Genomic DNA, 21,939 nt, shown 5'->3' with positions numbered 1-21,939 from the left:
TTTCGTCGCCGGGCCTAACTGGCTGAGAGGGAGAGGGAGAGCGTTTTATATAGAGTCTTTGTTATCCCTTACAAACACCCTTCGCCTTCGTGGCGAGGGGTGTATTTCTTTGGTGACCAGTAGAGGTAAGCTTCTCCAGTAATAAGCCTTTTACGTATGGGCAATGAAAACGTTCATATTGATGAATATACTTCTATAAGGAGAGAAAAGAGCAATGAAGCTAAACATCATCAGGAGCGTTCTTAGTAGCCTAGTGCCCACACGGAAGCGACCACAAATACAAGCTAGCACTGTTCAGGCTGATACACAACACCCTCCTGATAGTGATGAAGAGGCTTGGCGTAAGTATTGGGAAGAGCGGGGCCAGCCTTGGAGAAGAGAACCGGAGATTAACGTAGAGCGCAAGAAGGAACTTACAAACCTCTATATCATTCAGTGTGATAGGGATAACCCTATGTTCCCTTTTAAAAGCGTTATGTTAACTCGTGCTGACATTGAGTGGTTAATCGAAGCCTCTAAAGGTGAGTTTTTAAACTTGCACAAAGCTAACCTTCATGGTATTGACCTTAGTTATGCCGAGTTAGAAGGTGCAGATCTTAGTTATGCCAGATTAGAAGGTGCAGATCTTAGTTATGCCAGATTAGAAGGTGCAGACCTTAGGAGCGCTAACCTCTTAGACGCTCAGCTAAAAGGCGCTCACCTTCAGAAAGCAAAACTGGATGGGGCTTATCTTATGGGTGCCAAACTAGAGGGTGCTCGTCTCTTCATTACCCAGTTAGAGGGTGCTTATCTCATGAAGGCTTATCTAGACGGGGCTTATCTCTTCGGAGCTCAATTAGAGAGTGCTAATCTCATGGAAGCCCAGCTAAATAGAGCCAACTTCCTAAAAGCCAATCTGAAGGGAGCTAACCTTAGAGATGCAAAGCTAAATAGAGCTAGCCTTTTAGCTGCTCAGCTAGAGGAAGCAGATCTTAGGGGCGCTCAGCTAGAAAGTGCTGATCTTACACAAGCCTGGCTGAATGGAGCTAGCCTTATACAAGCTCAGCTAAAAGGAGCCAAACTTACACAAGCCCAGCTAACAAGAACCGACTTTAGACTGGCTCAGCTAGAGGGAGTTTCTCTTGGGGGGGTTAAGCTAGCTGATAGCAAAAAGATAGGGCCTGCCCTGGTCGATGCCCAATGGGGAAATACAAACCTTACTATTGCAGATTGGTCACAGATAGAGCTTCTAGGTGATGAATGGCAAGCAAGACAAAAGAAGGATAAACAAGGCAAGACAAAGGGCAAAGCCGAGAGGCTAGAAGAGTTCAAAGATGCTGTAAGGGCTAATCGCCAACTTGCTGTAGCCCTGAAAAACCAAGGTATTGATGAAGACGCTGCACGTTTTGCTTATCGTGCTCAGGTGCTACAGGAGCGTGTTTTGTGGTATCGAATGATTCAGCCAAGTACTGATGAGGAGAAGGTTACTTTAGAACGACGTGTATCATGCTTCTTTGCCTGGCTCTACTCCCTGCTTCTCTTCCTACTCTCTGGCTATGGATACAGAATACATCGCAGCTTCTTGACTTACTTGGCTGTGATTGGCCTCTTTACTGTACTCTACCACTTCCTTGTCCCTGGCCTTGCGTGGCAAGTAGCGCTAGAGGTAAGCCTGAATGCCTGCTTATCAAGGGGCATTCCCCCTAGTGCCTTCCAAGCTGGTGATATGGCGTCCCTGGTTTCGGATGTAGAGGCGTTTATTGGGCTGGTGATAGAGGTAGTGTTTATCGCAACCCTGACACAGCGCTTCTTTAATAAGTAGGCTTGTAGCATCGAGGGAGGTTACTTATATGTGATTGTCTTGCCATTAACGCGATACTTGCCAAGATTAGTAACGCCTATATAGCCCTTCTCATAAGTTCCAACCACTTTGATAAAGACGCCAGCTATTTTGATCGTGCCATATTCCAGGCTCTCTCTCGTTCCATCATCATGCAATACCTCGCATTGTCCCAGCACGTCTACATTCCTGGTGTGGTGGTCTATCCCTTTGTCACCTTCATTTAAATACAGGTAGCGAGGTAAACGCACTTGCATATGGGCGCGTGTGATCTTGCGTTCGTTTTTGATCTCTCTGATTATCTGCATTTGGTATCCTTCCTTCAGATAAGCTGACTTGTGGCATATGCAAGCTTGGTGCCCTCTGCCAACATGGTAGATGTAATTTTCCCTGCCTAAAAGGGAAAACCGTTTTTTGCACTCTTCGTTATTCTCCTGTGAAGACGTAGCTCGTAGATTTCTTTCGAACGTCCTTGCACATTGAGGTCAATTTCCCTGCGAGTTTCCTCATCTGGTGCCTTTCCCAAAGCCATCTTCAATGCGCTCTCTGCTTCCTGCTTACGTAGTTTACAGGAACAGACCAAGTCAAGCGCTCTTTCTCGAAGTTCAGGGTCTTGGGTGAGAAGATCTGAAATATAGAGGTCAAGCCCGGCTTCCATGAACTGTCGGCATACTTGCATCAAGGGTTCAGTATGCCCATCAGGGAATGTGAACATTTCTTTGTAGGAAGCTTCTCCATTTCCAATTTCATAAAGCAGATCATACGTTAACACTTTGTCAAACAACTGCCCATTTCGTAACCTTCGTAGTACCTCCGACGCGGCAAAGGGTGCATCTTCTCCGAGATTCCCTTGAATGACCACGACGTTATCTATCTGCCAATAGGCTTCTTCTCGTGCCTGTGAGTCAATAGAATTTAACTGATCGAGCGCTGTAAGTATATACTGAGGTATCGGGAGGGAGACCGCCTCTACTCTTTTCCAATCAATGTCGTTCATCTTTCCTCCTTTATATTCTCTTCTCTCTTTTCTCTATTCTATCATGCAAATATGGTTCCCCATCATTTAATTGGTATAGCAATGTCAAAGCCAGAGTAGAACATCATGTTGTACTCTTGTCATTCCTAAAAGAGAGTGTTATAATCTCTGCTATGAAGTACTGATTATTAAGGTAAATCAGTACTTGAGAACGTAAAACAGAGAGGGAAGGATACCTATGGAGATGCTACCAGCCACACTACACAATGCAGAGATCATAGAGGTTAATGGCCCCCAAAGCATAGGAGAGCTAGCCAACCTGATAGCGGGGAAGACAGCGCATACCAACTATAGCGCTACCAAAGCAGAGAATACCTTGAGACGACAGAAGGCAGATTTAAAGCTGTTCTTTCAATTCTTAGAGGTAGCGCATTATGAACAGCCTATACACACCTTCCTGGTTACTGGTGAGTGGGCGTTGTGGAGTGGTATTACACATGGGCTGGTAGAGGCGTTTGTACACTGGCAAGAGCAGCAAGGCTATTCTATTGGCAGCATTAATGTAAGGCTAGCGACGGTCAAGACGTATTGTACTCTAGCTCACAAAGCAGGAGTAATAGAACAGACAGCCTATGCTTCTATCAGGCTGGTAAAGGGCTTCTCTCACAAAGAGGGTGTACACCTCAATAAAAAGCGTGAGGTAACCAGAGTGGGAGAGAAGAAGGAGAGCGCTACCTCTGTCAGTGTCGCACATGCCGCTATGCTAAAGAGCCAACCAGACGATAAGCAAGGGCGTCGTGATCGTGCTATGATGTGCCTCTTACTAGATCATGGCTTGCGTTGTGGAGAGCTTACAGGGCTGTTAGTCGAGAATATCGACCTACAGGCAGGTACAGTTACCTTCTATCGTGAGAAGGTAGATATGGTACAGACACATAACCTCACTCCAGACACCCTGAAGGCGCTTATGGCCTACCTGCCTGATGTACAAGGGCCTTATCTCTTTGGTGGCTACAAGGGGAAGGCTATCACGACCAGAGCCATAAATAAGCGTGTGGGAGAGCTAGGTAAGGCCATAGGGCTAGAGACGCTTAGTCCCCATGATCTTAGACATTACTGGGCAACTGTCGCCATGAGGAACGGTACAGACGTGAAAAGCCTACAGGTGGCAGGTGGTTGGAAGTCTCCATACATGCCCCTACGCTATGCAGAAGCTACCAGTATTGCCAACCAGGGCGTAAAGCTGTCATAGCCTAGCCCTTGCCCCCCTCCTCTGCCTTTCCCCTGGTGATATGCCGGGGGATATTTTTATGCTTCGTTGCGTAGCATCTCATCACGCACATATGCCATTTAATGGCCCTGAGAGGCCAAATAGAGCCTTTTCAATGGGGCTGTAATGCCGACTATTACACACGCTACCACAGGGGCCTAGAATCGCACTACAGCGACAAATAGCAATGTATATGCGATATGTAAGGCAGAAAGAAGGCAGAAAGAAGCCCCTGGAAGAAGGAGAGAACCAGGGGCCGTAGCAAAGGACAAAAAGGAGCTGCCCCTACCAAAGGGCTTTTCTTCTTAGCAATGTCGTATACCCTATTCTACCATAGAACAATGCAAATATACGCTATTTTACAGCCTCCTCTCAAAGAAACGCGCTACAGTGGGCTAGAGAGGGGCTTGTATATCTGGTTGGTATCTTCTATGGTTGTGATAGCGTAAAGCCCTCAGATTTGCGTCTCAGAGCCAAGAAATAGCACTGTAGGGCATTCAACGACAGCCGTACAATGCCCTACTCCTCTGGTGTGTTTGGTACGTCTTCGATGAGATCAGTAGAGGGGACATTAAGCGCTTGTGCCAATTTGGCAATAACAAGCGTAGACACCTCTTTCGTAGGGTCTTGATAAATACGGCGTAGTGTTCTGATGTCTATGTCTGCTTTTCTGGCTAACTGCGCCATTTTGAAGCCTTGCTTTACGGCTTCTTCTTTTACTCTCAGTCTAATCATTGATAAATCCTCTTTACATGTCGTGTTATTCACATTCTAGCATATTGGCCCTCTTGACGGGTAGTGCGTTAACTGGCTATCATTGTACTAGGTGTTGTCATTGTAGCACGTTAAAAGAGGGCCTTTAACAGAGAGCCTTAGTATGCCAGAAAGGAGCGCATAATAAAGCCCCCTTGTGTCTGATACACACAAGAGGGCCATTGTCGAGAAACCTTTTAACCACGGCTAAGCAGTCTTTAGGGCCTCTCTATGTCTATTCTTGCATAGGGAGCGCCCACCGTCAAGAAAAAGGCATAACAGCACATGTATAAACCTGTTAGAGATCTTCAAGGGCAAGAAGAGCCAACGACCAGCAAGGGCAAAGGCAAGAAGCTAGAAGCCCGCTCCCTCTCTCGCCATAACTGGTATGAGGGTGATGAGGTCGTACTTGTTCCCCGCGTAAAGGGCCATGGTATCAAGGGTAAGCATAAGTCAGTCAAGACACGGCCTATCTATGAGGCTGAAGAGGCAGAAGCAGAGGCACGCCCCCGTCAAAGTAACGCTCTCCTCATCATAGGGGCTGGTATGGCAGGCGCATTACTTCTCATCTGGCTCATGGTCATGGTCGTAATCCCCCTTTGGAACGGCCTACAAACGCAGTGGCACTATGGAGATGCCCACGTATCGCACTACGATTTAGGAGAGCATCACCTTGTAGGAGAGGTCTATAGGGGCTTCGTAACCGTCTACGACATTCCACAGGGCCACCCTGATAAGGCGCACGTGTTTCTACTCCAGAGTGCGACAGATAACGCTGTCGTGCAGTTTGAAACCAGGGACGCCAATAGCGACGGTATACCAGATATCACGGTTGGTACAGAGGGCAGTAGCATAGGTATCACCCTCTATGGCTACAAAGACGGTAGCTTTAGCCAGCAACCCCCACAGGAGGGCAAATAGGCCATGATCGTCTTACATCTCCCCTTTGATATAGAGCACCCCGCTTTGAGGGCTGGCTATGAGAGTGCTAGGCGTCCAGCATTCCAGGCTGATAAACCGACTAACGATATAGACTTTGTGCGATTAGTCAGGGACATACAGGAAGACGACCCCGCTACACTTGCCTTCCATGTGGGCTTCTTGGTTGGCTTATTTGCCGTTCCCTACGAAGAACAGCAACCATAGGCTAACCAGCTTCTAGCCTCTCTCAAAGATTAGAAATTCTCCAGAGAGGCTAGAATTGCCCTTCCAATAGGAATATTCTTCCCTTCTCTATGTATCCAAGTAATTAGAGGGATTGATACATAGATACAGGAGGTAGGAAGGCATGAGCCAGGAAGAAAAATTAAACAGGATAATGGTTATCCTATGCCAAGTGTGTTTGAGATTAGAGGCTGAAGACGAAGCCAAAGAACTAGAGGAGATGAGCAATGCCACGAAGCTACGCGAAGAAAGCAAAGACAGCGCTTAACCCTAATGCGTATGTAGACGAGCATTTAAATTTCCCCCTCCAACAGGGGATTATTATTACCTATGCAAGACAAAGCAAAGAGGAATACTACGGTAACATCAGCACAGAAATACAAACAAAGCATATGCTAGAGCACGCTAGAGGGCTATGTGTTACCCCTGATGAGCAAGTAGTATTTATTGATGAGAACCTACAGGAAGACGGTTCTATCAAGTCTATTAGTGGGACGTGGGGGGCCGACAAGCGTAAAGGCTTAGCCTCACTGTATGAAGCCATAGCCAACGGGGTAAATGGTCAGCGTGTCGCCCTGGTGCTTGCCTTTGCTGAAGATCGTATGTTCAGGGATGATAGCGCTATTGAGTATAACAACTACATCCAGATAGCACAGAAATACAAAGTACAAACGAAGATCTTTCAATCAGGCAAGATTTACAACTTTGCTAACCAGTGGGATAAAAAGCAGTTTCGTGATAAATGTGAGTGGGCGGCTGATGAGCTGACTACAAAGATCTTAGGGCGTATGCTAGGTGCTAGGGAGTACATGACCACTATGGGGCAATATAGTGGCCTCGGTAGCTTGCCTCTTGGCCTCGTGAGGGAAGAGGGTAAGTTGGATAGTGAAGGCAAGCCTAATAAGTATTATCGCAAGCCTGTACCCCTAGAGCCTCATGCCAGCAAGATTAAAGAGCTATTTGAAGCCTACTACGAGAGTGGAAGCCCACGCGCCGTATACAACGAACTGGTGAAAGATCGTTACGTATTTACCCCGCTTCCTGAAGGCACACCTGACTTCTATTCTTCAACCTTCACAGAGAAGGGAGGTAGACTCTCCTATACTGGTCTAATCTCCATTCTGACCAACCCTATGTACATAGGCTGGTGGTACGATAGCGTCAATGGTCGCTGGTTAAAAGACAACCACCCGGCTATAGTGGAGTCGCGTGTATTCTGGTATGCCTTCAATAGACTCTCAGCCACTAAACTAGACGGCACTCCCAACCCTGAGCGTGTACGGGTGCAGGCACAGCGAGAGGGCAAGATAGAGGCGAAAGGGGGCATACTGGAGGGGCACATATACCACCGGGATAGTACAGTGAAGGTGTATTGTACTGTGCGTAAGGGAATAAAGCATTACGACCTTGTAGATAGCAAGGGGTATGGAGAGAAAAAAGCCTTTATGTCCATTCGCTGTGCTGAGATTGATGGGGTAGTGTTGAAGCTGCTTAAGCAAAAGTTAGCTCAGGATGGAAGGCTACAAGAGTTTAAGAAACACGAAGAAGAACTTGCAAAGAAAAAACAGGAGAAGGTTACAGCACGCGCTGTTACCCTGGCAGCTCTTGACGCTCAAATGACAGACCTTAAGGGGCGCATTAAACGAGTCAAGACTCTTGACTTGATCGAGTCGCTAGACGCTGACTATGCAGAGTTGGCTGCTGAGAAGAAGCGGCTACTAGAAGAGCCTGAAGAGACGAATGGCAAAGGGAAGAATGGTAAAGGGAAAGGCAGGCGCTACGACTACTTCACCTTATTGGAGAGGCTAGGCCCCCAACTAGGCGCACTCAAGGATGATGAGCACAAGATATTCATAAAGGCCACTTGTGATATTTACCTAGAAGTCCTGTCGCCACGGTTTTACTTGCTTTCTATCCACTGGCAAGTGTGGGGGCAAGATGTGTACATAATGGAGAGGAAAAATAGAGGGGCTGTCAAGTTTACCACGGAAGAAGACGATCTTATCAGACAGCTATACACTACTGTCTACTCTCCAGACGACCTTACGAAGCGCCTCCCTACTCGCATATGGGGTGCTATCAAGAATAGGGCCTTTGCTTTGGGGGTAGCCAGCAGACCGCGATTAGGGGATGTGATCGACAAGAGAATATGGAAGTTTTCACAAGAGGAGATAGCAATACTAGACCAGTATGGGGTGAAAGAGCTAAACGGGTACGCAGAAGTCACAGAAAAACATGTCCAGTCGTGATGGGAATGGTTTTGCCATCACTGGTTGTCGAGCCAGCGGGGAGCGTGATGTTATTGGCCTGCAGGGCGCCCTGCAACTGGCTAAAGCTCACACCATGATCTTTCAACTTCTGGAGATCAACTGTGATCGTTACGATCTGTGTGCGTACGCCAGTGACATTGACGGTACCAACGCCATCGATGCGCTGCAAATCTGGTACCACATCATGCTTAAGCGCGTCAGCCAGCACCTGCTGATCCTCATCCGCACTGACTGCAAGCTGGATGATAGGGAGGTCTGTGAAGCTAAAGCTCTGCACCTGCGGCGTCACATTGCTCGGGAGGCTGGACTGCACTTTGTTAATGCGCTGTGTGACGGTCTGGGTAGCGCTGTCGATGTCCGTGCCATAGTCGAAGGAAACGACAAGGATCGCAGTTCCCTGATTAGAGTAGGATGTGACTGTTTTTACACCCTTGATGCCCTGAATATTTTGTTCCAGGAGATTGGTGACATCATGCTCGACGACGGAGGGCGATGCCCCTGGATAGGGCGCGATAACCGTGAGTGCCGGGAAAGTAATGGAAGGGAAGAGTTCCTGTTTAAGGGATGGAATAATGTAACCCCCCACCAGGAGGATCGCGATGGTCAACAGCGCGACCGCACTTCTATTAGCGAGGCTGAGCCTCGAGAGGTATGACATACCTCGTGATCTCCTTTCATAATGGCCGCGAGGCACATTATTGAAACAGTGATGGCTGTAGAGATGAAAAAAGTTCGCAGGCTCTGGTAACGGCAAGATGTTTACACATAATGGCCTGTTCAGAGCATGCTCTGGATTGGTATGCGCGTAGAAACGCTAGCTTCTGTCAGGCATCTCAGGGCTATTCCTGCGCGTGAGGATGGTCCGGCACGTAGGTTTGCAGGACTTTGCGAACCTCTGCCTCCATCTGCTCAGGCGGTGTCTTCACCTCAAGGAAGACATAGCCAAAGATGAGGCCCAGGCCCAGACAATGCAGCAGATCCGCCGTTGCCTGGGAACCTTGGAGTTGCACCTCTTCCTGATGGGCCTCTTCCTGGCAACGATCTCTGTCGCGCTGGCGTAAAGAGGCAAAAAAATCTCGTAGACGCTCGCCAATGTCGGGTCGATGGATGGAAGAAGAGGCAAAATGGAGTAACAGCAGGTAGAGTGAGCGGTCAGCATCAACTGATTGGCAAAGAGCTTGAAAGAAACGATTCAGAGAGCGCGGTGTTCCCTCTTCCGTCTGTGTTTCTTGAAAGCGCGCATGCAGACGCTGAATGACATCTTCCAGAACGGCAAATAAGATCTCGTCTTTATCTTTGAAGTGATGTGTCAGGCCGCCAACCGATATATCAGCCTTTTTGCATATATCGGCGATAGTTGTCTCGGCCCATCCTCGCTGCGCTGCGAGTTCTTCAGCGGCTTGAATGATTTGCCTGCGCCGGATGGAGCGGATGTCGATCCTGCTCATAGGCTCTCCTGTGCTCTCCTTCTCGTCTTGTTGCTATCACCTTACAGAATTATCGTTCGATAAACAGAATATACATTCTGTCCAGGTAATCGTCAAGCCCATAGGAGTAAGGGATAAGAGGAAGGTGATGTGATACGCCCTGGCAGCCGCAGGCCGCCAGGGCGTATCACATCACCTTCCTCTTATTCTGGCTTATGAGCAGGCGCGATGCTAGGCGTGCTGCGGCGCTGCTATTGCGTCGCGTGTCCATGCGCCGTCGATGACACGCCAGGCATGGGTGGGATTCTCATCCTGGAGTTCACGCGGCAGGCGCGAGGGGCGGACATTGTCATAGCTTTGCAAGACTGTGAAGCGACTGATAGAGGCTGGGATGCCGACGGAGGTAAAGCCCGCGTGCCCCGTGGAGGGGAAGGGTCCGCCATGCTGCATAGCCGGGCTGACCTCGACGCCCGTAGGCATTTTGTCATTGAGCAGGCGTCCCACGCGCTGACGCAGGACCGGTTCCAGGCTCTGGTACAGGGTCTCGTCGACGCTTCCGGTGTGACTGTAGATGGCGCCGGTCAGGTTGCCCTCCAGGTGACGCGCAATCTCCACCATTTGCTGCTCATTCTCGACGACAACAAAGAGGCTGACGGGGCCAAAGGCTTCGGTTTGCAAGGCCTCGCTCTCGCGCAGGAACTGTTCTCCGGAGACGCGAAGCAGGGTATTGTTGAAGCGGAAGCCCTGCCCCTCTACAGGCGCTCCACCTGTGAGTAGTTCGGCACCATGCGCGGTAAGTGCCTTGAGACTTTCCTGTAGCCCACTAGAGGTGCGCTCGTTGAGCAGGACGCCTGGAGCTTTCTCCTGAAAGAGTGCGGCCACGCGCTGGACAAACGTCTCGCTCTGGGGTCCATCAGGGAGGACCACGAGTCCGGGATTGGTACAGAACTGGCCCGTACCCATCAGGCATGAGGTGGCGAATTCGTTTGCCAGAGTCTCCAGGCGCTCTTCAAGCGCTCCCGGAAGGATAAAGATTGGATTGACGCTTGAGAGTTCGAGATAAATGGGCTTGCCTGCGCGGTCCGCAGCCGCTTTCAAAGCCAGTCCCGCGGGGCGTGACCCCGTGAAGCCCGTGGCACCAATCAGGGGATGGGAGACAAGCTCCAATGCGAGCTCGTTGGGGAAATGATAGAGCAATTGAAATGTGCCTGCTGGCAGGCCAACGCTTTGTAGCGCCTGCGAGGCCAGTTCCGCTAGCAGACGTGTCGTTCCTGGATGGCCAGGATTGGCCTTGGCGATGACGGGATTACGCGCCACGAGCGCTGCGGTAAAGTCGCCTCCGGCCACGGCATTGAAGGCGAAGGGGAAGTTATTGGGGCCAAAGACGACGACTGGCGCTCCTAGGGGGGCATGATATGAACGAATGTTACGTTTGGTATCGATGACGGGATTGGTCCAGGACCCTTCGCGAGCGGCCTGCGCCCCCAGGCGGAGCTGGTTAGAGGTGCGGGGTAGCTCGTTTGAGTTCAGGCGTGGCTCTTTCGGTAGACCGGTCTCACGATGAGCGCTCTCGACCAGGGCCACGCGGTTGACTTCAATCAGCTCCGCGAACTGTTCGAGAAAGGCTGCGATCTGCTCAGGCGAGGTCGATGAGAGCACCTCTGCCGCCTGGTGCGCGGCCATGATTGCCTCATAGACATCCTCTTTGCCAGAGATGGGGTAGCTGCCTTCCAGGGCCTGCCCCGTGCTTGGATCAACTGCCTGAAAGTTTCCTACCGGGTTGCGCGCCTCGCGCCATTGCCCTGCGATAAAGACTGGTTGGGTGCTACTCATCGTCTCGCCTCCTTGTGGCTTCTCGTAATCTATGCGAGTGAGCGAAGCCAGTTCTACATCGCTCACTCGCTTTTTTGGCATTGCTTAATTTAGGACTGGCCTGTGCTTCAGAGCCTCCTCGATGATCTGCCTGGCGCTGGCAAGCTCCTCTCCTTCCAGTTCGAGGCGTGGTCCTCGCACCTGGGCGCTGCCCATGCCGACCATCTCCTGGGCCAGTTTAATAAGCTGGACAAACTTGGGAACCGTGTCCAGGCGTAGCAGCGGCAGGAACCAGTTATAGAGCGCTTCGAGCTGCGCGTGGTCTCCCTGTCCCAGGCGGGCCTGCTGTGCAAGCTGGAAGAGCGCGACCGATTCGTGGGGGAAGGCATTGACCAGGCCAGCGATCCAGCCCATGGCGCCTGCTTGCACTGCCTCGACAAGGCAATCATCAACGCCCACAAGCAGCTCTAGACGCTCGCCAATCAGGGCGCGAATGGCCGCGATGCGTCGCACATCGGCGCTGGATTCTTTGACAGCCTGCAGGTGGCTATGTTCACGCGCCAGTTCCGCAATCTGTTCGGGCAGAAAGTCGGTCTTATAGGCCAGTGGATTGTTATAGAGCATAGCTGGCAGCGAGGTCGCGCGTAAAACCGCGTCGACGTGTGCCTTCATCTCGCGCCAGTCTGTCGAGTAGACATAGGGTGGGAGGACCATGAGACCACTGCAACCTATGCGTTCCGCGGCTTGTGCCAGCCGCACCGCCTCCGTAGTCGAGAGCGACGCGATACCAGGAATAACCGGGACACGGTCTCCGACTGCCTCAAGGGCCGTTTTGAGCAGGGCAATCTTCTCTTCAAAGCTTAGAGTTGCCCCTTCCCCAAGCGAGCCGAGTGGTACAAGCCCTATACATCCCGCATCGACCAGCCAACGACAATGGTTGGCAAAGAACGTATAGTCAATTGTATCATCTCTATTGAATTTTGTGGTAATAGCCGGAATAACGCCTTGCCAGTTGACTTTCATCGAGAAATCTCCTTTGAGTGTGTGTCTTGCATGGATGCGAGACTTGCTATGCGTGTGGAAGCGAGAGGGGGACGGATGGAATCCTGGGTCCAGCCAAAGAGAAAATCGGTCGCGGCGCCACAGACGCGTCCCTGGCAGGGACCCATCCCACAGCGTGTCTGTAGCTTGGCACCACGCCAGCTTGTATGTTGTTCAAGCTCGCCATAAGTAACGTCTTCACAGCGGCAGACAATGGTTCTGGCATCGGCCAGGGTGCGCAGCTCCGGCCGGAGCGCGAAATATTTGGTTTGCAGGGTGGCGAAAGCGCGTGCGCGTACGCGTCGAGTGAAGAGCTGGCGCGCTTCCTCGAAGTGTTCAGTCGCAGCCAGGCCCGCAATCTGCCCCTCAAGCAGAGAGAGCTCCAGTCCACCGATACCAGTAACCTCGCCCGCGCAGTAGATGCCAGGCTGGTTCGTTTCCTGCCACTCATTGACGTGGACTAACCCTTCCTGACGCTCACAGTTAAGCGCGGCTGCCAGCTCCACGTTGGGCGCGAGCCCAAAGCCACAGGCCAGGTAGTCACAATCCAGGGCCAGGCTTCGCTTGCCATACTGGAGAATGACCGCCTCAAGTCGCTGGTCGCCCAGGGCTCGCGTAACCCAACAACTGGTTTTTAATGACACTCCTGCCAGCTCGCGAGCAAAGCCAGCAGCTTGCCAGAGGTACGAGGTGTGGCGTGGCAGGTGGAGCGCGAAGCGCGCCAGGTTGCTCCGTGAGGCCTGCTCTGCGATCAGGCTCACTCGGGCACCCTGGTGCTTGAGGTAGACCGCCACCGCCAGGAGGAGCGGCCCACTACCAGCGATGACAACTCTTTTTCCTGCGATTGGAAGACCTCCCTTGACTAGGGCCTGGAGACCACCAACTCCCATGATACCAGGCAGCGTCCAACCAGGGAAAGGGAGAAAGCGCTCGCGCGCCCCCGTCGCCAGAATAAGCTGCTTATAGCACAGCTCCAGCGAGCCATCAGGAGTTTCTACAAGCAGTTTTCCAGGCTCAAAGGACCCGATGACACGGGAGCGCATATAGTGAGTGATGCGCTCATTTTTGCTCTTTAAGAGCCAGGAGTGAGCCTGGATCCCTGGCTGCTTTGTATGGTCTGCGCGCCAGATTTGCCCACCGGGGGCGGGATTATCGTCCACGAGGGCTACGCTAGCCCCACCTCGGGAGGCGCTACTGGCTGCGGCCAGTCCTGCTGGACCCGCGCCAATGACCAGGACATCAAAAGAGGTGTGTTTCATGTTGTCGTCACCACCATTCCTTCCTCGCAAAGTGTCTGACAACTCAGGGTGTGCTCTCGCTGGTTGATTGTGACCCGGCACTCGTAGCAGATGCCCATGCCACAAAGAGGAGCGCGAGCTTCTCCCTGTACCGAATGGCGATAGGCCTCCACGGGGAGCCGGGCGATGGCCGCAGCCACCGTACTACCCACGGGAACGCGAATGGCCTGTCCATTGATTGTAAGCTGGACGTGATGATGCATGAGTTGTGTATCAGTCATGTGTCGCCTCCTCCAGCTTGCGGGTTGGGAGATAAGGTCCCCAGGGAATAGCTGAGGGTCGACCAAGCATCTGAGACGCGAGCAGGTGTGCCGTGCTTAGAGAGGTGGTGATGCCCAGCCCCTCATGCCCGGTCGCCAGCCAGATATTTTCGCGCTCTGGATAGGGGCCAATGAGAGGGAGCCCATCGGGTGTGGCTGCACGCAGCCCGGTCCAGGCGCGAATGCAGGCGCAGTTCCCTAAGTCTGGCAGGTACTCAAGCGCTCCGGCGAGCACCTTTGCCAGGATGGACTGCTCTATCTCGCGGGAGGCGACGCCTGGCTGGCGCGAGGAGCCGATGAGGATCTGCCCAGTTGCGCGTGGCTGGACGTTGAAAGAGACAGTGTCGCCGCTGGCTGCATGGGCGTTTTTGACGTAGCCTAGCTCTACCAGTTGGTGGCGTAGAAAACCTGGATAGCGGTCTGTGATCAGGAGATGGCCTTTCTTCGGCTCGATGGGGAGTCCTGGTACGAGTGCGGCCGCTCGGACGCCATTAGCGAGAACGACCTTTGAGCCACTGATCACCTGACCATCCTCCAGACGGACGCCATCATTCAGGACATGGGTTACCTGCCCATAGAGTAGCCTGGCGCCATGTTTCTGTGCTTGCTGGAGCAGCCAGTTCGCGCTACGCGGGGGATAGACGACGCTATCGCCGGGGACCAGGAGCCCTCCCGCCAGACCCGGGCGTAGACGTGGCTCCAGTTCATAGAGCTGTGTCGCGTCGAGAATAGAGCTGGGAATCGTATGTGCCGCATATAGGCTGTGCTTGCGCTCTACCTCCTGCATCTCCTCAGCATTGGAGGCTACCCAGATTGTGCCACAGCGTGTGTACTCGTGCTGGTCGGGCGCCTCCTGGACCAGCTCGTCCCAGAGCAATTGCGAATGGCGCGTGAGCGTAAGCTGGGCGGGACTGTCATCCATGACAACGATATGGCCCATGCCTGCCGCCGTCGCGCCGCTACCCACCGTATCGCCTTCGAGGATGCCTACGCTGCAACCCGCTTTAGCAAGCTCCAGAGCGCATGCCGTACCCACGATTCCCGCGCCTACGATGAGCACATCAAAGGTCTTACCCATAGCGAATCCCCTTCCAAAAAGGATCGTGCTCGTCAAGGATCAGTCTCCCTTGCAGGGTGATGAAGGCTTCCCCGGTAATCTGGGGGGAGATCCGCCCATTCTCTACCTGGTAGCTGGCTATAAAACGGCTGCCGATAATGCTCTCATGTATCCAGGACTCTCCAGGAGCCAGTTTGCCATCGGCTGCCAGGCAAGCCACTTTGGCGCTGGTCCCAGTCCCACAGGGGGAGCGGTCATAGGCTTTGCCCGGGCAGAGCACGAAGTTTTTGCTTTGTGTGCCGGGGGAACCCGGACCAAAGAGTTCAATATGATCGATGAGTGCGCCCTGTGCTCCGGTGATCCCAGCCTCTTCCAGAGCCTCGCGAATGCGCCAGCAGAAGGCGGTGAGTTGCTCGACACGCTCAAAACTGAGTTCTTGCCCATGCTCCTCTACCAGGAAGAACCAGTTGCCACCCCAGGCGATATCACCCTTAAGAGGGCCATAGCCCGCTAAGTCAATGGTGACCTGGCTGGCATAGCGATAGCTGGGCACGTTGTGAACGGTAACGCGTCCATTCTCATGCAACTCAGTTGTGACGATTCCAACCGGGGTTTCGATCAAGTGCCGCCCGGGCTGAATACGTCCCAGGTGCGCCAGGGTTGCGACCAGGCCAATGGTTCCATGTCCGCACATGCCCAGGTAAGAAACGTTATTGAAATAAATGACGCCAGCGCTACAGCGCGGATCGACTGGCTGACAGAGGAGTGCTCCCACCAAAACATCTGAGCCGCGTGGCTCATTGATAACGGCGCTGCGGAACCAGTCAAACTGCTCGCGAAAGATACGTAATCTCTCAGAGAGGCTCGTCCCCATTCCCAGGTCCGGTCCACCCTCAAGCACGACGCGTGTTGGCTCACCCGCAGTGTGTGAGTCAATCACATCGACATAGCGCATGTCTTTACCACCTTCTCTTTGTCTCATACAAGTCGGAGCTTAAAATTCTTGTATGCCTTTATCTTATGTGCTAGGAAGGCATAGTTTCTTGTACAATTAAGGGAAGATATATGCGGATTTTGGCATAAGTGAGGTGCGAGAATGTCTTCGTTCCAAACAGAGGCGCGCTCAAGGCAGTCGGCGGAGTGGTTAATGTCTGCTCGCCAGCAGCTCGCGCACGCACTCATTGACCCCTTTTTCGTCGAGGTGCTTTTTGATCAATTGTCCGATGTCGTTTTCTTTATCAAAGACCTGCATGGTAGATACCTGGTGGTCAATGATACATTGAGGCGGCGCTGTGGGTATAAGCAGAAGAGTGAGCTTTTAGGCTGTTCATCCCTGGAGGTCTTCCCCGCCGAACTGGGGGCGATCTACCTGGCTCAGGACCTCGAAATAATCAGGCAGGGACGAGCGATCTCGAATCGCCTTGAGCTTCACCTGTATAACGATGGTGCCCGTGGCTGGTGTCTGACACATAAGATTCCCTTGCTCGACCAGAACTCTCAGGTCGCTGGGCTGGCCGGTATTTCGCGCGACCTGCATATGCCCGATGAATCTCACCCTGTCTATCAACGCCTCTCCGATGTCGTAGCTCATATCCAGCGCTTCTATGCTCAGCCGCTCAGGCTCGAGGACCTGGCTGCGATCTCACACCTCTCTGTATCGCAACTTGAGCGACACATGCAGCGTATTTTTGAACTAACCCCCAAGCAATTTATTATTAAAACGCGTCTCGAAGCGGCAACACGCCTGCTGGAAGGCGATGCCTCCATCACGACCATTGCCCACGCCTGTGGTTATACCGATCACAGCGCATTTTCAAGGCAGTTCAGGCAGGTCGTTGGTATCGCCCCCGCGAAATATAGGGAGCTTTTTCGCAGCCATAGGACGTGAAGTATCGCATGGCTGCATCCAGTCTCGGTCTGCTCACGTAAATAGAATAGAGTGAATACAAAGTGGAAAATATGTTGAAGAACGGTTTAAAAAACATCACATACTTGTAAAAAAGAGGATTGGTATTATGCAAAGCGAAAAAGCATTATTGGCGATCAATCCCCGGGCAGGGCAGAATGTTACCAAGATTCCTGATGTCGTCTCAGTGCTCTCTGCGGCTGGCTGGGAGACCGAGGTGGCCCTGAAGCAGTACGGCGGCCAGTCGATTGAGATGGCGCGTGAGGCCAGTGAGGATGGCCACGATCTCGTAATTGGCTACGGTGGTGATGGAACAGTCAACCAGGTGGTAAATGGTATCATGCGCGCGAAGAAGCCTGGCAAGAGCGTGGTGGGCGTCATTCCAGGCGGTACAGCAAACCTGTGGGCTGGTGATATTGGTGTGCCAACTGAACCTGTCAAGGCTGCCCTGGCATTGGTGAATAGCGAGGTTCGCCGTGTCGATGTGGGCCGTGTGGAAGTTTCTTCAGTCTCTTTCCCGGAGAATATAGAGTCTCAACGAACGCCACAGAACGGGAAGAAAGCGAAGAAGCGCGCGCGCAAGCAGGTTGGTTCACGTGTGCGCAACCATTTCTTGCTCATGGCGGGTTTGGGTTTTGATGCCGAGGTCATGCGTCACGCCCCCAAGCCGCTGAAGTATCGACTCGGTCCGCTTGCCGTTGGTCTGACAGTCGCGCAGAAGTTGCCTGACCATCAGACCTTTCCCATTGAGATTCGTGGCGTTGGTGAGAGTGGGGAGAGCGATATGATCTGGCAGGGCGAGGCGCTCCAGGTCATTATCGGTAACACCCGCCGCTATGCCATGGTGCTGGAGACCACACCTGAAGCTTATATTGACGATGGTGTGCTTGATGTCTGTATCATCGTGGGTGGCGATCCTGTCTCAACCATGCAGCAGGTAGGTTCGCTGTTACTGCGCCATAAGCCCCATAACACAACGAGTCAATACTTCCATGGCTCACACCTGGAGATCAAGGTTCCAGCCTCCGTGCCTATGGAACTGGATGGAAGCGCGGTCAAGCTCAAAGACTACGTAAGCAAGGAAGATTACGAGCTCATTGGCCAAGTGGAAGACTCCAGCCAGGTGATGGTCTCCTATCGTTTTGACGCGCTCCACAAGGCGCTTCCTATGGCCTTCCCCTGTACCTACAATGAGGAATTGTTCCAGCATCCCCGGCGACACAAGAAGCTGGATCTGGAGCAAGAAGAGGAACATAAGGCCAGTAACATTGGTGATAAGAAGAAAGATGATCCCGCACAGACTGAACTGCAAGAGGCAACCGAGCGAGCCATTTCGCAGCCAGAGCATTCTGTAGATGTGGAGAAAGAGAAGCGCCAGGAAGAGATTCGTGCTGAACTGCCGAGTCTTGTTACTTCGCTCTTCGAGAATGGGCGCAAGGTGACTGTGATAGGGAAGGCGCAACACCCGGAGAAACCCGGTACCTATATCGTGGCGGGTACAACGCTAAACACCTTGACCAGCGAGCAGAAGCCTACCGCGGTCATTATTGGTAACAATACCGAGGTCTTCGACCAGAACGGCCAGCATATCCTCAGCTCTGCCGTCGCGGATATTCAGGAGGGTGGCACGATGATAGTTGAGGGCAAACGCAGCAAGCTTGGCGTGATCAAGGCTACGCGCGTGGTCCTTTAAGGGTAAGGTAGGAGGTGTGAGATGGCCCCTGGTTGCCTGCGGCAACCAGGGGCCATCTCACACCTCCTGTTAATCCAAAAAACTGATGCCATATTGGCGGGCGAGCTTCTTCAGGCCCTCTGGCGTCAGTTCATTCTGACGAATGCGTTGCCCCATGGTGATAAAAAAGTCTTCCAGCCCGGCTGGAGTGACCATGATCAGGACATGCCAATGCCCAGATCCTGTGGTGTGAAAGGTGTGGGGGATGTTGCGTGGCCCGAAGATGGTCATCCCTGGACTGGCGGAGACGAGATTATCGCCAATGCGAAACTCGTAGTCGCCTTCGAGGATATACCACGTCTCATCCTCACGCGTATGGACATGTAGCGGTGGCCCGACATTGGGAACCGAAGAGTAGGCATCGATCAGGAAGAAGGCTCCCCCTGTCTCCTTCCCGGTCAGGGTAATTGCAGTCGGGTCCTCGGGAGAGCCCGCGATGCTGATCCCCTCTCCCGGCTGCCTGATAAGCGGCTGGAGAGCAGGGAGTGTCTGGACCTGGGTATGTGTCTGTTGGCCCTTGTTGCGCTTCCTTGCCTCATAACCTATTTTGTTATCTGGCATGCAGTCACCCTTTCTGCTTGAAGAACGGGGAACAGGGAGACATTAGCTTCTTGAATGCAACAGAGAGATGCCAGCTATACTGGCGCTTCTCTGACCAAAATTACGTCCCAACTTTGCCCTTTTTACAATTTCATTTTGTTAGGAGGTGCAAGGCTATGCCTTTCCCCAGCATAAAAAAATCGACCAGGCTATTCTATATGGCCTTGAATTAGCATCCAGCATTTCTATTGTACTACTGTCTATTGGTGTGGTGGCTTCAATGTCGAACACGCTGACCAATGCAGCCGTCGGCTGAGGGGCTTTTCTATACCTCGGCAGAAGAAGGTATAATAGTGGAAAATTTCTGGCATAGCTTGTAGGACGCCGACAGGCAGTCGCCCAACCGCACCGTTAGATCGAGCGTCTGGGCATAGCCCACCGTTTTGAACGTTCTACTCATGTTCTCCCGTATACCATCGCAGAGCCTTTCTTGTCTGCTACGATGTTAACGATCCAAGAAAATCCAACACGATCTGGTTGAACTCGGCTGGCTTCTCCAGAAAAGGATGATGCGCTGTCTCTGCCATGACCACCTTTTTCGCTCCCGGGATCTCTGCTGCCAGGTGCTCCAGCGGATTTGGCCCGTCCCACTCTCCTAAAATGACGAGCGCAGGCACTCCAATCTTCGCCAGACGTCCAACGGCAGGCGGCTCTAATGGTACTGGCTGCGTCTCAGCCTGCGCTTCATCGTCTGGGCGCTCCCAGTTGCGCGTCGTCATCTTGCGTACCCGCTCGCGAACCTCGGGAGCCGCCTGCTCCGGGAGCCGACCCGGCCCATCCGTCCATAATTCGAGCGAGATCTCAACTGCTCGCGCAATGTCGTGCTTCTCAAAGGCTTCATTCAGGCTCGTATACAGACGCACCACATCTGGATGCTGTTTCATCACTTCTTCTGAGGGGCGAAATCCGCTGACGCCTGCGGTGACCGGGATTAGCGCATCGACCATCTCAGGATGCTCAAGCGTAAAATCGAGAGCCAGCGCGCCTCCTCCAGAGACTCCCATCAGGTAGGCGCTCTCGATGCCCAAGAATGTCATCAATGTGTAGAGATCCTGGCGATCAGAATAAGGCTCCCCTTTCGTGATCAGCCCTGAATCGCCAAAGCCTCGCTGATCATAGCGGATAACCCGGTATCGTTGGGCGAAGACGGCGAACTGCTCGTCCCACGATCTTCTATCCAGAAGATGTCCATGGATAAGAACAAATGGATGCCCTGCACCTGCAACCTCATAATACAGTGTTGTACCGTTTACCTCTGCAAAACCAGTCTGTACGCGTTCTGTGTGTGACATAGTGCTGCTCCTCTCTTTTTAGGTACCTCTCTCGTTATGATAGCATCGAAAGCGGTTAGGAACGGCCCTGTATTGGGGTCCCAGAGCTTTTCCATTCTCAAACACCGAACAGTGCAAAGTCGAGGAGGAACCCAATAGCTCGGGCGCGTAGCGAGCTTGTCGTGCCACATTACGAACCCTCAGACGATCTACGAGATACAGGAAATCACACCAGAGAAAGGGGTTGTCTACGGATGGGATATTCTGAAGGGCGAATGGGCCTACCATGACAGGCGGGCGGATATCTGCTTCTCTCCGACAAGCTGCTAGGCAAAGCGATCTACGGGGCACGCAAATGTATTGTCGAACCAGTGATTGGGATTATCAAAGAGGTACTCGGCTTCCGCCAGTTCTCCTTTGATCTACCGCAACCTGCGCGTTGTAATCCTGCTCAAAGCCGGCATGCGTCGAGCTTTTCATTTTGAATCTTCTCTTCATGCTCGCAAGTATGCCACCACAAGCGACGATAAGATGGCACAAAAAAGAACTCGCTCCAGCGAGTTCTTTTTTGTGCCTATGGGCAGATCGTTTGCTGTTGTTACTGCCCTTCCATCACTGAGGAGACCACCTCACTGACGTCCGTCAGCACAGATGCCTCATCAGGTTTCTCAGCAAACACCGATAGGTCGACTCTATCCAAGTGATGCCTATCATTGTAGCGTTCGAGCAGCCAGTGGGGCGGCCAACCTTCACGCGTAAGCAACTGCCAGTGAGTGATGGCGGTAAAGTCGGTATCGACGCTAGCGCGGTGAAGATTGTGGATATTCATGCCAAAGAAGTAGGTGAAGCTGGCCTCGACAATCCCGCCATGGCAGACCAGCACAATCGTCTTTCCCGCGTACTCTTGCGCCAGGCGATTGAGTGCTGACATGGCACGCAGATTGAATTCCACCCAGTTCTCGCCATCGGGTATCCAACGAAAATACGGACGCTGATCGCGCGGCACGTCTTTCCACATGCTGAGAAACTGCTCCCCACTCAAACTGCCATCCTCGTTGCGCCACTCTTCAAAATCAGGATCTTGCACTACAGGCAGCTTGAGCGCTGGCGCGATCACTTGGGCAGTGTGCCGTGCACGCTGCATGGTGCTGGTTATCAACACATCCGCTTTGATCTCGTCGGTCGCAATCAACCGATCGCGCAATAGCTCGGCTTGCTTCACACCGAGCGGCGAGAGGCCGTGGTCAACCAGTTTACCATCGATTTCACTGAGGAGATAGCGC

21 protein-coding genes are annotated in these 21,939 nt (G+C 52.6%); 7 read left to right on the top strand and 14 right to left on the bottom strand.

The genetic code is table 11. The annotated features are described in order from the left end of the window. The first annotated feature begins 214 nt into the window (after positions 1 to 214). Complete coding sequence (locus tag KTE_RS03615; RefSeq protein ID WP_201378637.1) at positions 215 to 1,801, top strand: pentapeptide repeat-containing protein; 1,587 nt, start codon at positions 215 to 217, stop codon at positions 1,799 to 1,801. A 20-nt stretch (positions 1,802 to 1,821) separates the two neighbouring features. Here the strand turns inward: KTE_RS03615 and KTE_RS03610 are convergent, their stop codons facing one another. Together KTE_RS03610 and KTE_RS03605 are read right to left on the bottom strand one after the other, a co-directional pair. Further along, a complete protein-coding gene (locus KTE_RS03610) occupies positions 1,822 to 2,127 on the bottom strand; it encodes a hypothetical protein (protein WP_201378635.1) in 306 nt (101 codons plus the stop codon). An 86-nt stretch (positions 2,128 to 2,213) separates the two neighbouring features. Beyond that, on the bottom strand, positions 2,214 to 2,816 hold the full coding sequence (locus tag KTE_RS03605) for a hypothetical protein (protein ID WP_201378633.1): 603 nt from the start codon (positions 2,814 to 2,816) through the stop codon (positions 2,214 to 2,216). A 217-nt stretch (positions 2,817 to 3,033) separates the two neighbouring features. On the opposite strand from KTE_RS03605, the gene KTE_RS03600 reads away from it, so the two are divergent. Continuing rightward, entirely contained in the window at positions 3,034 to 4,047 is a 1,014-nt protein-coding gene (locus KTE_RS03600) for a tyrosine-type recombinase/integrase (protein WP_201378631.1), read from the top strand. 537 nt (positions 4,048 to 4,584) lie between these two features. Here KTE_RS03600 and KTE_RS03595 read toward each other — a convergent pair. Next, entirely contained in the window at positions 4,585 to 4,800 is a 216-nt protein-coding gene (locus KTE_RS03595) for a helix-turn-helix transcriptional regulator (RefSeq protein WP_201378620.1), read from the bottom strand. Positions 4,801 to 5,103: 303 nt separating this feature from the next. On the opposite strand from KTE_RS03595, the gene KTE_RS03590 reads away from it, so the two are divergent. The 3 genes from KTE_RS03590 to KTE_RS03580 all read left to right on the top strand — a co-directional run bounded on the left by KTE_RS03590 (position 5,104) and on the right by KTE_RS03580 (position 8,231). Then, the gene (locus tag KTE_RS03590; RefSeq protein ID WP_201378618.1) at positions 5,104 to 5,739 is read left to right on the top strand and encodes a hypothetical protein; all 636 of its coding nucleotides are present in this window, start codon (positions 5,104 to 5,106) and stop codon (positions 5,737 to 5,739) included. Between the two features lie 3 nt (positions 5,740 to 5,742). Next, a complete protein-coding gene (locus tag KTE_RS03585) occupies positions 5,743 to 5,964 on the top strand; it encodes a hypothetical protein (RefSeq protein ID WP_201378616.1) in 222 nt (73 codons plus the stop codon). A gap of 245 nt (positions 5,965 to 6,209) precedes the next feature. Then, positions 6,210 to 8,231 (top strand): hypothetical protein, encoded by a 2,022-nt coding sequence (locus KTE_RS03580; protein ID WP_201378614.1) that lies wholly within the window; start codon positions 6,210 to 6,212, stop codon positions 8,229 to 8,231. Here the strand turns inward: KTE_RS03580 and KTE_RS03575 are convergent. The 8 genes from KTE_RS03575 to KTE_RS03540 all read right to left on the bottom strand — a co-directional run bounded on the left by KTE_RS03575 (position 8,206) and on the right by KTE_RS03540 (position 16,102). Continuing rightward, the gene (locus KTE_RS03575) at positions 8,206 to 8,910 is read right to left on the bottom strand and encodes an efflux RND transporter permease subunit (RefSeq protein ID WP_236600274.1); all 705 of its coding nucleotides are present in this window, start codon (positions 8,908 to 8,910) and stop codon (positions 8,206 to 8,208) included. The two genes, KTE_RS03580 and KTE_RS03575, sit on opposite strands and share 26 nt — an antisense overlap. Before the next feature lie 181 nt (positions 8,911 to 9,091). Continuing rightward, positions 9,092 to 9,700, bottom strand: a complete 609-nt coding sequence (locus KTE_RS03570) for a TetR/AcrR family transcriptional regulator (protein ID WP_201378613.1) — start codon at positions 9,698 to 9,700, stop codon at positions 9,092 to 9,094. Positions 9,701 to 9,910: 210 nt separating this feature from the next. Beyond that, positions 9,911 to 11,512 (bottom strand): aldehyde dehydrogenase (NADP(+)), encoded by a 1,602-nt coding sequence (locus KTE_RS03565; protein WP_201378611.1) that lies wholly within the window; start codon positions 11,510 to 11,512, stop codon positions 9,911 to 9,913. 84 nt (positions 11,513 to 11,596) lie between these two features. Further along, a complete protein-coding gene (locus KTE_RS03560; protein WP_201378609.1) occupies positions 11,597 to 12,514 on the bottom strand; it encodes a dihydrodipicolinate synthase family protein in 918 nt (305 codons plus the stop codon). Then, complete coding sequence (locus KTE_RS03555; RefSeq protein WP_201378607.1) at positions 12,511 to 13,791, bottom strand: NAD(P)/FAD-dependent oxidoreductase; 1,281 nt, start codon at positions 13,789 to 13,791, stop codon at positions 12,511 to 12,513. The genes KTE_RS03560 and KTE_RS03555 overlap by 4 nt, the downstream gene beginning before the upstream one ends. Continuing rightward, on the bottom strand, positions 13,788 to 14,051 hold the full coding sequence (locus KTE_RS03550; RefSeq protein WP_201378605.1) for a (2Fe-2S)-binding protein: 264 nt from the start codon (positions 14,049 to 14,051) through the stop codon (positions 13,788 to 13,790). The genes KTE_RS03555 and KTE_RS03550 overlap by 4 nt, the downstream gene beginning before the upstream one ends. Beyond that, on the bottom strand, positions 14,044 to 15,168 hold the full coding sequence (locus tag KTE_RS03545) for an FAD-binding oxidoreductase (protein ID WP_201378603.1): 1,125 nt from the start codon (positions 15,166 to 15,168) through the stop codon (positions 14,044 to 14,046). Before KTE_RS03545 ends, KTE_RS03550 begins: the two co-directional genes overlap by 8 nt. Then, positions 15,161 to 16,102, bottom strand: coding sequence for a proline racemase family protein (locus KTE_RS03540; RefSeq protein ID WP_201378601.1), 942 nt, complete (start codon positions 16,100 to 16,102; stop codon positions 15,161 to 15,163). The genes KTE_RS03545 and KTE_RS03540 overlap by 8 nt, the downstream gene beginning before the upstream one ends. 141 nt (positions 16,103 to 16,243) lie before the next feature. On the opposite strand from KTE_RS03540, the gene KTE_RS03535 reads away from it, so the two are divergent. Together KTE_RS03535 and KTE_RS03530 are read left to right on the top strand one after the other, a co-directional pair. Next, complete coding sequence (locus tag KTE_RS03535; protein WP_201378591.1) at positions 16,244 to 17,035, top strand: AraC family transcriptional regulator; 792 nt, start codon at positions 16,244 to 16,246, stop codon at positions 17,033 to 17,035. A gap of 127 nt (positions 17,036 to 17,162) precedes the next feature. Continuing rightward, positions 17,163 to 18,746 carry a diacylglycerol kinase family protein gene (locus KTE_RS03530; RefSeq protein ID WP_201378589.1) on the top strand — a complete coding sequence of 528 codons (1,584 nt, stop codon included), beginning with the start codon at positions 17,163 to 17,165 and terminating at the stop codon, positions 18,744 to 18,746. 69 nt (positions 18,747 to 18,815) lie between these two features. Here the strand turns inward: KTE_RS03530 and KTE_RS03525 are convergent, their stop codons facing one another. The 3 genes from KTE_RS03525 to KTE_RS03515 all read right to left on the bottom strand — a co-directional run bounded on the left by KTE_RS03525 (position 18,816) and on the right by KTE_RS03515 (position 21,908). Further along, positions 18,816 to 19,346 (bottom strand): cupin domain-containing protein, encoded by a 531-nt coding sequence (locus KTE_RS03525; RefSeq protein WP_201378587.1) that lies wholly within the window; start codon positions 19,344 to 19,346, stop codon positions 18,816 to 18,818. A 476-nt stretch (positions 19,347 to 19,822) separates the two neighbouring features. Next, positions 19,823 to 20,677 carry an alpha/beta fold hydrolase gene (locus tag KTE_RS03520; RefSeq protein WP_201378585.1) on the bottom strand — a complete coding sequence of 285 codons (855 nt, stop codon included), beginning with the start codon at positions 20,675 to 20,677 and terminating at the stop codon, positions 19,823 to 19,825. Between the two features lie 577 nt (positions 20,678 to 21,254). After that, positions 21,255 to 21,908, bottom strand: coding sequence for a histidine phosphatase family protein (locus tag KTE_RS03515; protein WP_255552967.1), 654 nt, complete (start codon positions 21,906 to 21,908; stop codon positions 21,255 to 21,257). Between the last annotated feature and the right edge of the window lie 31 nt (positions 21,909 to 21,939).

Source organism: Ktedonobacter sp. SOSP1-85, from assembly GCF_016587415.1.
In the GTDB taxonomy this organism is placed as follows: domain Bacteria; phylum Chloroflexota; class Ktedonobacteria; order Ktedonobacterales; family Ktedonobacteraceae; genus Ktedonobacter.
Note: the sequence above shows the minus strand (reverse complement) of the source record. Positions and strands in the feature narration are given on the sequence as shown.

What these genes read in the sequence shown, in the direction of transcription:
- KTE_RS03615 (WP_201378637.1), top strand. Translation starts at nt 215, where the DNA reads ATGAAGCTAAACATCATCAGGAGCGTTCTTAGTAGCCTAGTGCCCACA.
- KTE_RS03610 (WP_201378635.1), bottom strand. Translation starts at nt 2,127, where the DNA reads ATGCAGATAATCAGAGAGATCAAAAACGAACGCAAGATCACACGCGCC.
- KTE_RS03605 (WP_201378633.1), bottom strand. Translation starts at nt 2,816, where the DNA reads ATGAACGACATTGATTGGAAAAGAGTAGAGGCGGTCTCCCTCCCGATA.
- KTE_RS03600 (WP_201378631.1), top strand. Translation starts at nt 3,034, where the DNA reads ATGGAGATGCTACCAGCCACACTACACAATGCAGAGATCATAGAGGTT.
- KTE_RS03595 (WP_201378620.1), bottom strand. Translation starts at nt 4,800, where the DNA reads ATGATTAGACTGAGAGTAAAAGAAGAAGCCGTAAAGCAAGGCTTCAAA.
- KTE_RS03590 (WP_201378618.1), top strand. Translation starts at nt 5,104, where the DNA reads ATGTATAAACCTGTTAGAGATCTTCAAGGGCAAGAAGAGCCAACGACC.
- KTE_RS03585 (WP_201378616.1), top strand. Translation starts at nt 5,743, where the DNA reads ATGATCGTCTTACATCTCCCCTTTGATATAGAGCACCCCGCTTTGAGG.
- KTE_RS03580 (WP_201378614.1), top strand. Translation starts at nt 6,210, where the DNA reads ATGCCACGAAGCTACGCGAAGAAAGCAAAGACAGCGCTTAACCCTAAT.
- KTE_RS03575 (WP_236600274.1), bottom strand. Translation starts at nt 8,910, where the DNA reads ATGTCATACCTCTCGAGGCTCAGCCTCGCTAATAGAAGTGCGGTCGCG.
- KTE_RS03570 (WP_201378613.1), bottom strand. Translation starts at nt 9,700, where the DNA reads ATGAGCAGGATCGACATCCGCTCCATCCGGCGCAGGCAAATCATTCAA.
- KTE_RS03565 (WP_201378611.1), bottom strand. Translation starts at nt 11,512, where the DNA reads ATGAGTAGCACCCAACCAGTCTTTATCGCAGGGCAATGGCGCGAGGCG.
- KTE_RS03560 (WP_201378609.1), bottom strand. Translation starts at nt 12,514, where the DNA reads ATGAAAGTCAACTGGCAAGGCGTTATTCCGGCTATTACCACAAAATTC.
- KTE_RS03555 (WP_201378607.1), bottom strand. Translation starts at nt 13,791, where the DNA reads ATGAAACACACCTCTTTTGATGTCCTGGTCATTGGCGCGGGTCCAGCA.
- KTE_RS03550 (WP_201378605.1), bottom strand. Translation starts at nt 14,051, where the DNA reads ATGACTGATACACAACTCATGCATCATCACGTCCAGCTTACAATCAAT.
- KTE_RS03545 (WP_201378603.1), bottom strand. Translation starts at nt 15,168, where the DNA reads ATGGGTAAGACCTTTGATGTGCTCATCGTAGGCGCGGGAATCGTGGGT.
- KTE_RS03540 (WP_201378601.1), bottom strand. Translation starts at nt 16,102, where the DNA reads ATGCGCTATGTCGATGTGATTGACTCACACACTGCGGGTGAGCCAACA.
- KTE_RS03535 (WP_201378591.1), top strand. Translation starts at nt 16,244, where the DNA reads ATGTCTTCGTTCCAAACAGAGGCGCGCTCAAGGCAGTCGGCGGAGTGG.
- KTE_RS03530 (WP_201378589.1), top strand. Translation starts at nt 17,163, where the DNA reads ATGCAAAGCGAAAAAGCATTATTGGCGATCAATCCCCGGGCAGGGCAG.
- KTE_RS03525 (WP_201378587.1), bottom strand. Translation starts at nt 19,346, where the DNA reads ATGCCAGATAACAAAATAGGTTATGAGGCAAGGAAGCGCAACAAGGGC.
- KTE_RS03520 (WP_201378585.1), bottom strand. Translation starts at nt 20,677, where the DNA reads ATGTCACACACAGAACGCGTACAGACTGGTTTTGCAGAGGTAAACGGT.